The following is a 15,055-nucleotide window of genomic DNA, read 5'->3' as shown; positions in this document are numbered from 1 at the left end:
GTCAGAAGACGGCTCAGGCCGGCCGCACAAGCACGTGCTTTTTCTTGCCCACTGAGAGCTTCGCGACGTTTTCCGGACTGAGATCCTGAGGCGTTACCATCCGGCGGTCGTCCGCCACCGGCTGGTCGTTGAGGCGCACGGCGCCGCCCTGAATGTGCCGGCGCGCCTCGCCGTTGGACCCGGCAAGGCCCGCTGTGACCAGCAGCGACAGGATGCCGATGCCGGCCTCCAGCGTTGCGCCATCCACCTCGACGGTCGGCAGGGTTTCGGCGGTCACGCCTTCCTCGAACGTCTTGCGCGCTGTTTCCTCGGCTGCGAGCGCCGCCTCACGGCCGTGCACGATGGTCGTGGTTTCCGTCGCCAGCACCTTCTTGGCCTCGTTGATTTCGGAGCCGCCGAGTGCCGCCAGCCGCGCGATCTCCGACAGCGGCAGGCGGGTGAAAATCTTCAGGAAGCGCTCGACGTCGGCATCCTCGGTGTTGCGCCAGTACTGCCAGAAATCATAGGGCGAGAAGAGATCGCCGTTCAGCCACACCGCGCCCTTGGCCGACTTGCCCATCTTGGCGCCCGACGATGTCGTCAGAAGCGGCGTGGTCAGTGCATAGAGCTGCGGCGTGCCCATGCGGTGGCCGAGGTCGACGCCGTTGATGATGTTGCCCCACTGGTCCGAACCGCCCATCTGCAGCCGGCAGTCATGGCGCCGGCTGAGCTCGACGAAATCATAGCCCTGCAGGATCATGTAGTTGAATTCGAGGAACGACAGCGACTGTTCGCGCTCGAGCCTGAGCTTCACGCTGTCGAAGGTCAGCATCCGGTTGACCGAAAAGTGGCGGCCGACATCGCGCAGGAACTCGACATAGTTGAGCTTCATCAGCCAGTCGGCATTGTTGACCATGATCGCGTCGTTGCCGGTGTCGCCGAAGCGCAGGATGCGGCTAAAAATGCGCTTGATACCTTCGATGTTGGTGGCGATCGCCTCGGGCGTCAAAAGGCTGCGCTGGTCGTCGCGGAAGGACGGGTCGCCGATCATCGAGGTGCCGCCGCCCATCAGCGCGATCGGCCGGTGGCCGGTCTCCTGCATCCAGTAGAGCATGGTCGCCGATATCAGATTGCCGATATGCAGGCTGGTCGCGGTGGCGTCGTAGCCGACATAGGCGGTCACTTTTTCCTTGGCGAAAAGCTGGTCCAGCCCGGTCTCATCCGAGATCTGGTGGATGAAACCGCGCTCGCTCATGACGCGCAGGAAATCGGATTTGAAGCCGGCCATTTTTTCTTCCTGAAAGCGCCGGGCCTGAACCGCCCGGCGTGTTATGAACGCGGGCGTTTAGCATCCAAGCGCGATCAGCAAAAGTGGTTTCCGGTTTTGCGTTCGACCGCGCGCCAAAATCAAAGGTCGCGATCAGCAAAAGGAGAATCCGGTTTTCACGTCCGCGTGCAAGACCTCAGCTATGCTTGCTTCATCGTGCCGGCTGGCGTAATGAGGCGCCGCGCCAACGGGTTCTTGCAGCCTTCGATCCGCTGGAACGGCACCGCACGGCATCCACCAAAATGCCATATCCTGTGACAGAGCCCGACGCGACATATGCCGGACGCATTGATATCCATCGTCATTCCTTGCCGTAACGAAGCGGCGAACCTGCCGCTTCTGATCGACGAGATCGAGGCCGCGATGACCGGCCGCGACTTCGAAATCATCATCGTCAATGACGGTTCGACCGACGATACGGCTTCGGTGCTTGCCGCCGAGACGGCCAAACGCCCGTTTCCGCTTCGTCAGCTGCGCCACGAAAAATCCGCCGGCCAGTCGCTTTCGGTGCGCTCCGGCGCCTGGGCGGCGCGCGGCGCGATCGTCGCAACCATCGACGGCGACGGCCAGAACGACCCACAATACATTCCGGTCCTGATCGACGCGCTGCGTCAGGCAGGCCCCGCTTTCGGCGCCGCGCAAGGGCAGCGGCTGAAGCGCCGCGACAGCAAGATCAAGCAATTGGCGTCGCGTTTCGCCAACTGGCTGCGTGGCGCGATCCTGCATGACGACACCCGCGACACCGGTTGCGGCCTGAAGGCGATCCATACCGATATCCTGCGCAAACTGCCGTTCTTCGACGGCACGCATCGTTTTGTTCCGGCGCTGGTCATCCAGGAAGGCTACCGCGTCGTCCACTGCGACGTCGTCGACCGCTCGCGCCGCCACGGCAAGTCGAACTACGGCATCTTCGACCGCGGCCTGCAAGGCGCGCTCGATCTCGCCGGCGTCTGGTGGCTTCGGCGCCGGCGCCGCAGAATGCCAAAGGTAGAGGAAATCACGCATGGCTAACGTGTTCCAGGAACTGGCGACCTGGCTGCATCAGGTTTTCATCAAGCAGTTCGACGCCTGGATCCTGCTCGGCTTCGTCGCCCAGTTCTTCTTCACCATGCGCTTCGTCGTGCAGTGGCTCGCTTCGGAAAAGGCCAAGCGCAGCGTCGTGCCGGTCGCTTTCTGGTTCTTTTCCCTGTTCGGCGGCGGCCTGCTGCTGATCTATGCGATCGTGCGTCAGGATCCGGTGTTCATCGCCGGCCAGGCCATGGGCATGCTGATCTATATCAGGAACCTCTGGCTCATCGCCAATGAGCGCAAGGCGGCGGCGATGACCAAGGTCGACTAGGAAGTCTCGAAGGCAGGATCCGGTGGTCGCAATGAACAGGAATTATGTCCTGCTTTTCCTGTTCAGCCTGCTGCTGACGGCCAGCGGGCTGGCTTCGCTGCCGCCGATCGACCGCGATGAATCGCGTTTCGTCCAGGCCACCAAGCAGATGGTCGAAACCGGCGATTATGTCGACATCCGCTTCCAGGACATGTCACGCTACCAGAAGCCGGTCGGCATCTATTGGCTGCAATCGGCGGCCGTGGCGCTGAGCGGCGAGGGGGCCGGGGCGCCGATCTGGGTCTATCGCCTGGTCTCGGCGCTGGGCATCGCCATTGCCGTGGTGGCGATCGCGTGGACAGGCGCCAGTCTTTTCGGCGCCAATGCCGGCCTCGCGGCCGGACTGATCATGGCAGCGATCTTCGCCACCGCCTTCGAAGGCCGCGACGCCAAGACCGACGCCATGCTTCTGGCCTGCTGCGTTGCCGCGCAAGGCGCCCTGGCGCGGATCTATACGGCGTCGCGCCGCAACGAACCGGTGGCCGGCCATCTCTGGTGGATATTCTGGGTGGCGCAGGGCATTGCGATCCTGATCAAGGGACCGATCGCACCCCTGTTGTCGGCGCTGACTGTTGCCGCGCTGTTTGCTTTCGAGCGCGATGGACGCTGGTTGAAAAACCTGAAAGTCGGCCGCGGCCTTTTGATCGTGCTCTTGATCGCACTGCCCTGGCTCGCGCTGATCACCTGGAAGAGCCATGGCGCCTTCCTGCAGCAGGCGGTCGGCAAGGACATGCTGGGCAAGGTTGCCTCAGGGGAGGAATCGCACGGCATTCCGCCCGGTTTCTATGTGCTGACCTATTCGTTGTTCATGTGGCCGTTCGGGCTGATCGCCGTCGGCGCCGGGCTTCAGGCGCTCAACCGCTTGCGCGACGATCCGCGCCTGCGCTTTTGCCTTGCCTGGTACATCCCGTTCTGGCTGGTGTTCGAGTTGATCCCGACCAAGCTGCCGCATTATGTGCTGCCGGCCTATCCCGGCATGGCGCTGCTGGTCGGCTGGCTTCTGACCCTGCAGCCGGACGACGCCAATGCGCCGCTCAAGCGGTGGCAGTCATGGCTTTGGTGGTCGACCGCCTTCGGTCTTGGCCTGGTCAGTATCGGCCTCGCGGTTGTCTCGGTTGGCGCGCCGATCTATCTCGCCAAGGCATTCTCGTGGTGGAGCATTCCGGCCGCACTTGCAGCACTTGTCACCGGCTACCTTGCCTTTCCCCGGCAGTTGCAGGTGTCGCTCCCCCGCATCGGCGCGATTGCGGCCGGCGCCGGCATCACCCTTGGCTTGCTGTTCGGGATAATTGCCCCGTCGCTGAAGCCGATCTGGCTGAGCCCGGCGATCAAGGCCGCGGTCGACGCGAACCGTCCCTGCGACACGACCGTGCTTGCCTCGGCGCCGTATCACGAACCGAGTCTTGTCTTCCTGGTCGGGACCAAGACAATCCTGACCGATGTTGACGGCGTCGCCGGACACCTGCTCGGCGATCCGGCCTGCGCGCTCGGGCTGGCGCCAGTCGCCGACGAGAAGAAGCTGAACGATATGCTGGCCGCGCAAGGCAAGACGGCCAATCGTCTCGCCGAGATCGACGGCCTCAATTATTCCTCGGGCGACAGGCTGCAGCTTGGCCTCTATCGGGTGGCCAGGTGAAAACCCCCGTAACGCCGTCCGTGGTGTTTCACCGGTCGCGCGACAATTTCCTCGATACGATGCGCATCGTCGGCAAGCGCTTTGCCGCGCGCAAAACCTACTATCCCGACATTGCCTGGCCGGTCTGGCTCGTGGCCTGGATCCTGCTTGCCGCTGCCGCCTTCGTTCACCTCGACCGGGCGGCAGGCGTCCTCTGGGGGGAATGGCCGCCTCGGCTTGCCAGGTTTACTGAGTTTTTCACGGTTTTTGGCCTCGGCGGCTGGTATCTGATCCCGGCAGCCGCCTTGCTCGTAGCCGCCAATCTGACGGATTGGCGAAGCCTTTCCAGGCGATCGCGGATGCTGGTTTACAACTGGACCTGCTTTGCCTTCCTGGTGCTTGGCGGAGTTGGCCTGTCGGGCCTTGCGGTCAATGTGCTGAAATACGGCATCGGCCGGGCGCGGCCGCTCTATTTCGACAATTTCGGCGTGCTGTCACTGCATCCATTCGCCATGAATGCCCGCTTTGCCGCTTTTCCATCCGGCCACGCCACCACCATGGGCGCCGTGTTCGGCATCGCTCTGCTGCTGTTTCCAAAGCGCTGGTACGTCGCACTGGCAATCACCGCCTGCATCGCCTCCACCCGGGTGTTCGTCGGCGCGCATTACCCGAGCGACACGGTCGCCGGTTTCGGCCTCGGCTGCGCCGTCGCGATCCTGTGTGGGCTTATCCTTGCGCGGCTTGGCTTCATCTTTCGCCGGACACCGTCCGGATTGCCCGTCCGCAAGACGACCTTTCGATTGGCAGGCGGTCCACCGGTTCAAAACCGCGTCGCTGCGGACCGGCCCGCAAACTACTAAGGCTCAAGCCCGCCATAGGATCGAACCAGCCCGGCCATATCCGGCGCGCTTGCGCTCGGCGCCTCGCTTTCAAGCCCCTCGGCGACACCGACGCGATCGGCGACAGGCCGGTTCTGGCTGACCTTCCACTTGCCGCTGATCTCGGCGATCTCGATCTCCAGCCCAATAATGCCCTTGATCTGCGACTGGATGTAGCTTGGCGGCGCATCGGTGACCGCCCAGGGCGTCTCCCGGGCGCCTTCCTGGGATAGCGTCAGATCGGAAATCTGCCGCGCGATCCAGGCGGTATCCTCGATCACCTTGACCGTTCCGCGCACCTGGACGATGGCGTAGTTCCAGGTCGGCACGACCTTGCCGGTCTCGCGCTTGGTCTCATACCAGGACGGCGTCACATAGGCGTCGGCGCCCTGGAACACCACCAGCACCGGCGATGCCGGATTGTCGGCAAGCAGGCGCCATTGCGGGTTGGCCTTGGCAAGGTGCGCGCGCAGCTTGCCGTTCGGCCCCGCCTCGGCGTCGAGCAGGAACGGAATGGCGTTGGCGATGGGGCCGTCCTGTCCATTTGAAATCAGCAACCCCAGCGGATGTGCCCGGATCAGCCCGTGCAGGACGTCCTGTCGCGTTTCGATGAAATGGGGAGGTTGGTACATGATCGGTCACGCCTTCTTCGGCTTTCTGAACCCGGCATTCTGCACCGTTCAGCCAGGCTGCGCCACATGTCAGGCGTGCCAGATCATATGGATCAGCGGAAACGGCATTCGCGCCCGTCACGGGCACGAATGCGCACGGCGCAACATCCGATTGGGAGGGACCAGGCCTCTAGCGCAGCCGCTTCGGCCGCGGATCCGACAATTCGCCGGCCAGCCGCCGGTCGAGATAGTCGGCGCATTCCTCGAGCAGCAGCTCGGAATCGTTGGCGAAGAAATGGTTGGCGCCGGGCAAGGTCTTCTGTGTGATGGTGATGCCCTTTTGCGTGTGCAGCTTGTCGACCAGGCCTTGCACGTCCTTGGGCGGCGCCACCTTGTCGGCGTCGCCATGGATGATCAGGCCCGATGACGGGCAGGGCGCCAGAAACGAGAAATCATAGGTGTTGGGCTGCGGCGCGATCGAGATGAAGCCTTCGATCTCCGGACGGCGCATCAGGAGCTGCATGCCGATCCATGAGCCGAAGGAATAGCCGGCGACCCAGCAGCTCTTGGAATCCGGATGCAGCGACTGCACCCAGTCCAACGCCGCGGCCGCATCCGACAATTCGCCGGTGCCGTGGTCGAATTCGCCCTGGCTGCGGCCGATGCCGCGGAAATTGAAGCGAAGCGTGGTGAAATCGCGCTTCTGGAACATGTAGAAGAGGTCATAGACGATCTTGTTGTTCATCGTGCCGCCGAACTGCGGATGCGGGTGCAACACGATGGCAATCGGCGCGCTCTTTTCCTTGGAAGGCTGGTAGCGACCCTCCAGGCGGCCGGCCGGACCGGTGAAAATGACCTCAGGCATAAAATACTCCACGTGGCATACGAATGCGCGGCGCCCGGAACAACTCTTTACTCTGGCCCCCAGCCTTCTGCAGGCCTTGACGCAGGGCGAGCGTCTTCTTAGAAGCTAGTTTAGAATTGTTCAAAACTGGATAGCCAGCCGTGACGGCTCGGCCATCCCCGCCGCAAGCCGCGTAAATAGGACGTCTTGCCTTGCAATTTCAAGGAAATAACGCGCTATCCCTGCGGAATGGGTTTTGACGGGATCGATTGAGTGAAAATGGCCGCAGCACGCGCCTATCTCGACTACAATGCCAGCGCGCCGCTCACCGCAGAGGCACGTGAGGCGACGATTGCCGCGCTTGATCTTGTCGCCAATCCGTCGTCGGTGCATGCCGAAGGCCGCGCGGCGCGCAGGCTGATCGATGCTGCCCGGCGCGACGTGGCCGCGCTTGTTGGCGCCAGGGCCGAGCATGTCGTGTTCACCTCCGGCGCAACCGAGGCCGCCTCGACGCTTTTGACGCCGGACTGGCAGATGGGCCGTGGCACTGTGCGCATGAGCCGGCTCTATGTCTGCGAAGCCGATCATCCTTGCCTGCTCAATGGCGGCCGTTTTCCTGCGTCTCAGGTTTCGCGGATCGGTGTCGATGCCAACGGCATCGCCGATCTCGCTCAACTGACGGCGGCTCTGGCCGCGCATGACAAGGCCGAGGGCCTGCCGCTGGTCGCCATCCATGCCGCCAACAACGAGACCGGCGTCATCCAGCCGATTGATCGCATCGCTGCCATCGTCAAGGCGGCGGGCGGCATTCTGATGGTTGACGCCGTGCAGGCGGTGGGCCGCGTTTCCATCGATATGTCAGCGCCTTACGCCGACTATTTGATTCTGTCTTCGCACAAGATCGGCGGCCCCAAGGGCGTCGGCGCCATCATTGCGGCAGCCGATCTGATGATGCCAAAGCCGCTGATCAATGGCGGCGGCCAGGAAAAAGGCCATCGCGGCGGCACCGAAAACCTGGCGGCCATCGCCGGCTTTGGCGCCGCGGCGCGGCAGGCTCTGGCGGGGCTGAGCGACATCGATGCGCTCGCGCATCGCCGCGGTGAAGTCGAAACCATCATCAAAACCCTGGTGCCGGACGCGGAAATCTTCGGAACCGGCGCGCCAAGGCTTGCCAATACGACATTCTTCGCTATTCCCGGCATCAAGGCCGAGACGGCGCAGATCGCTTTCGATCTGGCCGGCGTGGCGCTGTCGGCGGGATCGGCCTGTTCGTCGGGCAAGGTCGGGCCGAGCCATGTGCTGAAAGCCATGGGTTACGGCGACAGCCTCGGTGCTTTGCGCGTGTCCATCGGCCACGCAACGAGTGCCGGGGATATCGACCTGTTTCGTACTGCGCTGGCGGGCATTGCCCAGCGCCGGGCGGGCAGGGAACAAGCCGCCTGAGGCGGCGAAAAGAAATTCAGGCCTCGTGGCCTGGTAGAGCCGTGCGTTTGCAAGTGGCCGGGTGAATTCCCGGTCGAGACGCACTATATGGAACTTACGCCGCCTTCGGCGCCCAATGGGCAGCCCTCGGCGATGCCATAGTTTGAAAACTGTCGGGCCTTGACCCCGGCGTGGATGGAGAACGCTTATGCCTGCTGTGCAGGACACGATCGATCGGGTCCGAAAGATCGACGTCGACCAGTACAAATACGGATTCCAGACAGAGATCGCGATGGACAAGGCCCCCAAGGGCCTGAGCGAAGACATTATTCGCTTCATCTCGGCCAAGAAGGATGAACCGTCCTGGATGCTGGAATGGCGTCTGGAAGCCTATCGTCGCTGGTTGACGCTGGAAGAGCCGACCTGGGCGCGCGTCCATTACCCCAAGATCGACTTCCAGGACCTCTATTACTATGCGGCGCCCAAGAGCACGCCCGGCCCGACCTCGCTGAGCGACGTCGATCCCGAGTTGCTGAAGGTCTATGAGAAGCTCGGCATTCCGCTCAGGGAACAGGAGATCCTCGCCGGCGTGCAGAAGACCGACGCATCCGATCTCGAGGAGCCAAGCGACAACGTCTACAAGTCGGGCCGTGTCGCGGTCGACGCGGTGTTCGATTCCGTCTCCGTCGTCACCACCTTCAAGAAAGAGCTGGCGCAGGCCGGCGTGATCTTCTGCTCGATCTCGGAAGCCATCCGCGAGCACCCGGAATTGGTGCAAAAGTATCTCGGCTCGGTCGTGCCGACCTCCGACAATTTCTACGCCACGCTGAATTCGGCCGTGTTCACCGACGGCTCCTTCGTCTTCGTGCCCAAGGGCGTGCGCTGCCCGATGGAACTGTCGACCTATTTCCGCATGAACGAGAAGAACACCGGCCAGTTCGAGCGCACGCTGATCATCGCCGAGGAGGGGGCTTACGTCTCCTATCTCGAAGGCTGCACGGCGCCGCAGCGCGACGAGAACCAGCTGCATGCCGCTGTCGTCGAACTGGTGGCGCTCGACGATGCCGAGATCAAATATTCGACGGTGCAGAACTGGTACCCCGGCGACGCCGAGGGCAAGGGCGGCATCTACAATTTCGTCACCAAGCGTGGCGACTGTCGCGGCGACCGTTCGAAGATCTCGTGGACGCAGGTCGAGACCGGCTCGGCCATCACCTGGAAGTATCCGAGCTGCATCCTGCGCGGCGACGATTCCTCGGGCGAGTTCTATTCGATCGCCGTGTCGAACGGCTACCAGCAGGTCGACTCAGGCACCAAGATGATCCATCTCGGCAAGAACACGTCGAGCCGCATCATCTCCAAGGGCATTGCCGCCGGCTTCTCGCAGAACACCTATCGCGGCCAGGTCTCGGCGCACCGCAAGGCGACCAACGCCCGCAACTTCACCAATTGCGATAGTCTGCTGATCGGCGACCAGTGCGGCGCGCACACCGTGCCCTACATGGAAGCCAAGAACTCGACGGCGCAGTTCGAGCACGAGGCGACAACGTCGAAGATTTCCGAGGACCAGAAATTCTACGTCATGCAGCGCGGCATCCCTGAGGAAGAGGCGATCGCGCTGATCGTCAACGGCTTCGTCAAGGATGTCATCCAGCAACTGCCGATGGAGTTCGCGGTCGAAGCGCAGAAGCTGATCGGCATCAGCCTTGAGGGCTCGGTCGGCTGACCGGACAATATCTATCCAGGAAAGAAAAAATGCTCGAAATCAGAAACCTGCATGCCCGCATCGTCGATGACGGCACCGAGATCATCCGCGGCCTGAACCTGACCGTGAAAGCCGGCGAGGTCGCCGCTATCATGGGCCCGAACGGCTCGGGCAAGTCGACGCTGTCCTATATCCTCGCCGGCCGTGAGGACTATGAGGTCACCGAAGGCGACATCCTCTACAACGGCCAGTCGATCCTCGAAATGGATCCGGCCGAGCGAGCCACGGCCGGCATCTTCCTGGCCTTCCAGTATCCGATGGAAATACCGGGCGTCGCGACCATGGAATTCCTGAAAGTGGCGATGAACGAGCAACGCAAGGCACGTGGCGAGGAGCCGCTCAAAATCCCGGAATTTCTGAAGCGGGTTAAGGAGGCAGCAGCCTCGCTCAACATGGACATGGCGATGCTGAAGCGGCCGCTCAATGTCGGCTTCTCCGGCGGCGAGAAGAAGCGCGCCGAGATCCTGCAGATGAAGCTCTTGGAGCCGAAACTCTGCGTGCTCGACGAGACCGATTCCGGCCTCGACATCGACGCGCTGAAGATCGTCTCGGACGGCGTCAACGCGCTGCGCTCGCCGGACCGCGCCATCGTCGTCATCACCCACTACCAGCGCCTGCTCGAGCACATCGTGCCGGATAGCGTGCACGTGCTCTACAAGGGCCAGGTGATCAAGTCCGGCGACAAGTCGCTGGCGCTCGATCTCGAGGCCAATGGCTATGCCGGCGTGATCGGCGAAGCCGCGTGAGATGCCAGGTCATTTTGTACCAAAAGACAAGGCCAGACTGATGAACATGCACTCGACACCCCAGCGCACCCAGGCCGAGACGGCGCTGATCGACGCCTTCGGCGAGCGGCTGTCGCTGCTGCCCGGCGATGGCGCGGTGATGCTGAAGCGCGACGACGCCATCGAGGCGATTAAGCACGGTCTGCCGACGCGGCGTATCGAATCCTGGCACTATACGGATCTGCGCCGCCTGCTGGCTTCGGTGCCGGCATTCGATTCCACGGCCGCCACCAAGGCACTCGCGCCCATCGTCGAAGGCTCCGCTGTCCTGGCCGTGCTGAACGGCGTTTCGAGCGCGAAATTTCCCGCGATCGAAGGCGTGACCGTCCAGCGCCTGTCGGAAAAGCTGACCGACGGCTCCATCGCACCGGGCCTCGACCCCTATGGCAGCGATGACGCCATCGGCGCGCTGAACACAGCCTTCGTCGCCGACGGCTATTTCGTCGACATCGCCGATGGCGCAGCACTGGAAAAGCCGATCGAACTGCAGAATTTGCAGGCCGGTGGCCAGGCGCATGTGCGCTTTCCCGTGCGTGTCGGCGCTGGTGCCAAAGCCGCTATCGTCGAGCGTCAGGCCGGCGAGGGCGCGGCACTTGCCAGCTCGGTCAGCCAGCTCGTTCTGGGCGAGGGTGCTGATGTGACCTGGCTGATCGTGCAGGAACAGCCGGAAACGGCCACGCATCTTGCCCAGTTCAAGGCACATCTCGGCAAGAATTCGAAGCTGACCGTGTTCTTCATGAATGCCGGCGGCAAGCTTGTGCGCCAGGAGATCGTGGTCAGAACGACGGGCGAAGGTGCCGACTTCAAATTGCGCGGCATCAACCTGCTGGCCGGCGACACCCACACCGACGTCACCATGGTGCTCGACCATGCCGTGCCGCACACGACTTCTACGGAAGTGATCCGCAATGTCGTGACCGGCAAGGCGCGTGGCGTCTTCCAGGGCCGCATCAACGTCCATCAGTATGCGCAGAAGACCAACGCCAAGATGGCCTGCAACACGCTGCTTCTGTCCGATGATGGTGAGTTCTCGACCAAGCCGGAGCTGGAAATCTTTGCCGACGACGTCATCTGCGGCCACGGCGCGACCGTTACCGAGATCGACCACAACCATCTGTTCTACCTGATGGCGCGCGGCATCGACGAGAAGAGCGCCCGCGGCCTGCTGGTCAAGGCGTTTGTGGCCGAAGTGATCGAGGAACTGGACGACGAAACCATAGTCGAGGCCCTGGAGACACGGCTCGATGATTGGTTTGTTGCGCATGGGTAAGCGCCCAACCTTCTCCCCTTGTGGGAGAAGGTGGATCGGCGCGTAGCGCCGAGACGGTTGAGGGGTGTTGGAAGGATCGCGGCCTTGGCCGGCTAGGACTTTGTAATGGACCAGAAAGTCGAAAACACCCCCTATGACGTCGAGGCGATCCGCCGCGACTTCCCGATCCTGTCGCGCGAAGTCTACGGCAAACCGCTCGTCTATCTCGACAATGGCGCCTCGGCACAGAAGCCGCAGGTGGTGCTGGATACCATCCAGCACGCCTATTCCAAGGAATACGCCAACGTCCATCGTGGCCTGCATTTCCTGTCCAATGCCGCGACTGATGCCTATGAGAAGGCGCGTGAGACGGTGCGCCGCTTCCTCAACGCGCCAAGCACCGACAACATCGTCTTCACCTCCAACACGACTGCGGCAATCAACACTGTAGCCTACGGCTATGGCGTGCCCAATATCGGCGAGGGCGACGAGATCGTGCTGTCGATCATGGAGCACCACTCCAACATCGTGCCGTGGCATTTCATCCGCGAACGCCAGGGCGCCAAGCTGGTCTGGGTGCCGGTCGACGATCTCGGCGTCTTCCACATCGAGGAATTCGAAAAGCGGCTGACCGACCGGACCAAGCTGGTCGCCATCACGCAGATGTCGAACGCGCTGGGCACGGTGACGCCGATCAAGGAGATTGTCCGTATCGCCCATGCTCGCGGCATTCCCGTACTCGTCGACGGCAGCCAGAGCGCGGTGCATATGCCGATCGACGTCCAGGACCTCGACTGCGACTTTTTCGTCTTCACCGGCCACAAGGTCTACGGGCCCTCCGGCATCGGCGTGCTCTACGGCAAGAAGGACATTCTCTCGGGCATGCGGCCCTTCATGGGCGGCGGCGAGATGATCGAGGAGGTGACGGAAGACATCGTCACCTACAACGAGCCGCCGCATCGCTTCGAGGCCGGCACACCGCCGATCGTCCAGGCGATCGGCTTGGGTGCGGCACTCGAATACATGGAAAAAATCGGCCGCGAGCGCATCGCCGCCCACGAAGCCGATCTCAAGACCTACGCGCACGAGCGTCTCAGAGCGATCAACTCGCTGCGCATCTTCGGCGATGCGCCGGGTAAGGGCGCCATCATCTCGTTCGAATTGCAGGGTATTCACGCCCATGACGTATCGATGGTGATAGACAGGCAAGGCGTGGCGGTGCGCGCCGGCACCCATTGCGCCCAGCCGCTGTTGAAACGCTTTGGCGTAACCTCCACATGCAGGGCGTCGTTCGGCATGTATAATACCAGGGCCGAAGTCGATGCTTTGGCCGAAGCGCTTGAGAAAGCGCGCAAGTTCTTTGGATGATGACCATGGATGATGCGAGCCACACTACCGAGACCGCGCCGGAAGCAGCCATCAACCCGCTGGTTTCCGCCTCGGCCATTCCCACCGACGAACTGGCGCGGCTGACCGACGACATCGTCTCGGCGCTGAAGACGGTCTACGACCCGGAAATCCCGGCCGACATTTATGAACTCGGCCTGATCTACAAGATCGACATCGAGGACGATCGCTCGGTCAAGATCGACATGACGCTGACCGCGCCCGGCTGCCCGGTTGCCGGCGAAATGCCGGGCTGGGTGGAAAACGCTGTCGGCGCCGTCGAAGGCGTGTCCGGCGTCGAGGTCAACATGACCTTCGACCCGCCTTGGTCCCCCGACCGCATGTCGGAAGAGGCGCAGGTGGCAGTGGGTTGGTACTAGGCTAGTAGAGGCTGGCGTACTTGCGCCAGTGGTAAAACTTCACCATTTTAGGTGAGGAATCATTCGGCAGGCCTTGAACCTGCATGGAATGGAAGAGGAAAAAGAATGGGACGCTTCGCCGTCATCACGATGACCGAAAAGGCCGCCGACCGGGTGCGCGAGATCGTCGCCACCCGCGACAACGCGCATGGCATTCGCCTCGGCATCAAGAAGGGCGGCTGCGCCGGCATGGAATACACAGTCGACCTGGTGACCGAGCCTAACACCAAGGACGACCATATCGAGCGCGACGGCGCCCATGTCTATGTGGCGCCGGAAGCTGCGCTTTTCCTGTTCGGCACCGAGATGGATTTCGAGCAGACGACGCTGCGCACAGGCTTCACCTTCCACAACCCGAACCAGAGCTCGGCCTGCGGCTGCGGCGAATCGGTCGAGCTGAAGCCGGCGGATTTGAAGGCGCTGGCTGAAGCGCGCGAGTCGGCTTGAGGCCTCTTCCTTCGCCCCGTTCACGGGGAGAAGAAGGCTACTTCACCCACATCCCCGTCCGCTTGTGCCAGTCGGCGATCGATTCCTCGGGATAGACGTCGAAGACCTTATCTTGTCTGCCGATCACTGGCTCGACCCAGCTCGCCTTGTATTTCAGCATCAGATGCACCTTTTCCGGCGGCGTCGGCAGCTCGCTGTCGATCGCCGAGGCGAAGGGGTGCACCAGATTCGGCCATGTCGGGTCGTAGAGCCACAGCGCCGAGCCGCATTTCTTGCAGAAATTGCGCTCGCCCGACGACACCTCGCACAGCGGATGCTCGTCGTCCTCGATCTCGGCCCGGTACACGCCGAGGCTGCGCTTACCCTTGACCTTCAGCGTCTTGTAGTCGGCGCCGAGATTGATGGCGAAGCCGCCGCCGCCCTGCTGCTTGCGGCAGATCGAGCAGTAGCACAGCATGAACGGCACCGGCGTGTGGCTCTCCACCTCGAAGTGGACGGCATCACAGCGGCAGGATCCTTTGAGCAGAAGTGGCACGGCAAAACTCCAACGAATTGGTTCTCAACCTGTCAGCATGGTTTTGGTTGCGGCGATGACAAGGCCAAATCCCGGTGACATGATCGCGGCATGGATAATGAACGCATAGAAGAACTTTTCGAAAGCCTGGGCCCGGTCAGTATCCGAAAACTGTTCGGCGGCAAGGGCATCTATTGCGACGGCGTCATCGTCGCCATCGTGCTGCGTGGCGAGTTGAAGCTAAAGGTCGATGGAGAAAGCGCGCCCGATTTCGAAGCCGCCGGCTGCCAGCAATGGACCTATACCGGATCGCGGCACGGCAAGCTGGTCGCCATGCCCTACTGGAGCATTCCGGACAGCGCTTTCGACGATCCCGACGAGATGGCGGTCTGGGCACGGCGGGCCTACGAGGCGGGAAGGCGGGCTGGCAAGTAGG

Annotated in this window: 17 protein-coding genes; 13 read left to right on the top strand and 4 right to left on the bottom strand. The window is 62.5% G+C overall.

Annotated elements, in window-relative coordinates:
* Positions 1-13: 13 nt before the first annotated feature.
* A complete protein-coding gene (gene tyrS / locus AC1DYO_RS20765; RefSeq protein ID WP_477266377.1) occupies positions 14-1,267 on the bottom strand; it encodes a tyrosine--tRNA ligase in 1,254 nt (417 codons plus the stop codon).
* Here tyrS and AC1DYO_RS20760 point away from each other — a divergent pair.
* Genes AC1DYO_RS20760 through AC1DYO_RS20740 form a run of 5 tightly spaced genes read left to right on the top strand, consistent with a single transcriptional unit; the run spans position 1,211 to position 5,159 of the window.
* Positions 1,211-1,564 (top strand): hypothetical protein, encoded by a 354-nt coding sequence (locus AC1DYO_RS20760; RefSeq protein WP_477266376.1) that lies wholly within the window; start codon positions 1,211-1,213, stop codon positions 1,562-1,564. The two genes, tyrS and AC1DYO_RS20760, sit on opposite strands and share 57 nt — an antisense overlap.
* Positions 1,565-1,582: 18 nt before the next feature.
* Positions 1,583-2,317: a glycosyltransferase family 2 protein gene (locus AC1DYO_RS20755; protein WP_477266375.1), complete on the top strand. Its 735-nt coding sequence runs from the start codon at positions 1,583-1,585 to the stop codon at positions 2,315-2,317.
* Entirely contained in the window at positions 2,310-2,645 is a 336-nt protein-coding gene (locus AC1DYO_RS20750; protein ID WP_181057250.1) for a lipid-A-disaccharide synthase N-terminal domain-containing protein, read from the top strand. Before AC1DYO_RS20755 ends, AC1DYO_RS20750 begins: the two co-directional genes overlap by 8 nt.
* A 31-nt stretch (positions 2,646-2,676) precedes the next feature.
* Positions 2,677-4,320 (top strand): ArnT family glycosyltransferase, encoded by a 1,644-nt coding sequence (locus AC1DYO_RS20745; RefSeq protein WP_477266374.1) that lies wholly within the window; start codon positions 2,677-2,679, stop codon positions 4,318-4,320.
* The gene (locus AC1DYO_RS20740; RefSeq protein WP_477266373.1) at positions 4,317-5,159 is read left to right on the top strand and encodes a phosphatase PAP2 family protein; all 843 of its coding nucleotides are present in this window, start codon (positions 4,317-4,319) and stop codon (positions 5,157-5,159) included. Before AC1DYO_RS20745 ends, AC1DYO_RS20740 begins: the two co-directional genes overlap by 4 nt.
* Here AC1DYO_RS20740 and AC1DYO_RS20735 read toward each other — a convergent pair.
* Both AC1DYO_RS20735 and AC1DYO_RS20730 read right to left on the bottom strand, forming a co-directional pair.
* The gene (locus AC1DYO_RS20735; protein WP_477266372.1) at positions 5,156-5,809 is read right to left on the bottom strand and encodes an FMN-binding negative transcriptional regulator; all 654 of its coding nucleotides are present in this window, start codon (positions 5,807-5,809) and stop codon (positions 5,156-5,158) included. The genes AC1DYO_RS20740 and AC1DYO_RS20735 overlap by 4 nt on opposite strands.
* Before the next feature lie 169 nt (positions 5,810-5,978).
* Positions 5,979-6,653: an alpha/beta hydrolase gene (locus AC1DYO_RS20730; RefSeq protein WP_192253503.1), complete on the bottom strand. Its 675-nt coding sequence runs from the start codon at positions 6,651-6,653 to the stop codon at positions 5,979-5,981.
* Positions 6,654-6,911: 258 nt separating this feature from the next.
* Between AC1DYO_RS20730 and AC1DYO_RS20725 the strand changes: the two genes are divergently transcribed.
* From AC1DYO_RS20725 to sufA, 7 genes are all read left to right on the top strand, one after another.
* A complete protein-coding gene (locus AC1DYO_RS20725) occupies positions 6,912-8,075 on the top strand; it encodes a cysteine desulfurase family protein (protein WP_477266371.1) in 1,164 nt (387 codons plus the stop codon).
* A gap of 187 nt (positions 8,076-8,262) precedes the next feature.
* Entirely contained in the window at positions 8,263-9,780 is a 1,518-nt protein-coding gene (sufB, locus tag AC1DYO_RS20720) for a Fe-S cluster assembly protein SufB (RefSeq protein WP_023700863.1), read from the top strand.
* Between the two features lie 29 nt (positions 9,781-9,809).
* A complete protein-coding gene (gene sufC, locus AC1DYO_RS20715; RefSeq protein WP_477266370.1) occupies positions 9,810-10,565 on the top strand; it encodes a Fe-S cluster assembly ATPase SufC in 756 nt (251 codons plus the stop codon).
* Between the two features lie 40 nt (positions 10,566-10,605).
* The gene (gene sufD, locus AC1DYO_RS20710) at positions 10,606-11,874 is read left to right on the top strand and encodes a Fe-S cluster assembly protein SufD (protein WP_477266369.1); all 1,269 of its coding nucleotides are present in this window, start codon (positions 10,606-10,608) and stop codon (positions 11,872-11,874) included.
* 105 nt (positions 11,875-11,979) lie between these two features.
* Positions 11,980-13,221, top strand: coding sequence for a cysteine desulfurase (locus tag AC1DYO_RS20705; protein WP_477266368.1), 1,242 nt, complete (start codon positions 11,980-11,982; stop codon positions 13,219-13,221).
* Positions 13,222-13,226: 5 nt separating this feature from the next.
* Complete coding sequence (locus AC1DYO_RS20700; RefSeq protein ID WP_477266367.1) at positions 13,227-13,619, top strand: SUF system Fe-S cluster assembly protein; 393 nt, start codon at positions 13,227-13,229, stop codon at positions 13,617-13,619.
* A 105-nt stretch (positions 13,620-13,724) separates the two neighbouring features.
* Entirely contained in the window at positions 13,725-14,105 is a 381-nt protein-coding gene (gene sufA, locus AC1DYO_RS20695) for a Fe-S cluster assembly scaffold SufA (RefSeq protein WP_477242922.1), read from the top strand.
* A gap of 37 nt (positions 14,106-14,142) precedes the next feature.
* Here sufA and AC1DYO_RS20690 read toward each other — a convergent pair whose 3' ends face one another.
* Positions 14,143-14,640 carry a GFA family protein gene (locus tag AC1DYO_RS20690; RefSeq protein WP_477266366.1) on the bottom strand — a complete coding sequence of 166 codons (498 nt, stop codon included), beginning with the start codon at positions 14,638-14,640 and terminating at the stop codon, positions 14,143-14,145.
* Between the two features lie 90 nt (positions 14,641-14,730).
* Here AC1DYO_RS20690 and AC1DYO_RS20685 point away from each other — a divergent pair, with 90 nt between their 5' ends.
* Positions 14,731-15,054, top strand: a complete 324-nt coding sequence (locus tag AC1DYO_RS20685) for a TfoX/Sxy family protein (protein ID WP_477266365.1) — start codon at positions 14,731-14,733, stop codon at positions 15,052-15,054.
* The last annotated feature ends 1 nt before the right edge of the window (position 15,055 follow it).

It is taken from the genome of Mesorhizobium sp. P2_F5 (assembly GCF_056403715.1).
This window is presented reverse-complemented; position numbering and strand designations above follow the sequence as displayed.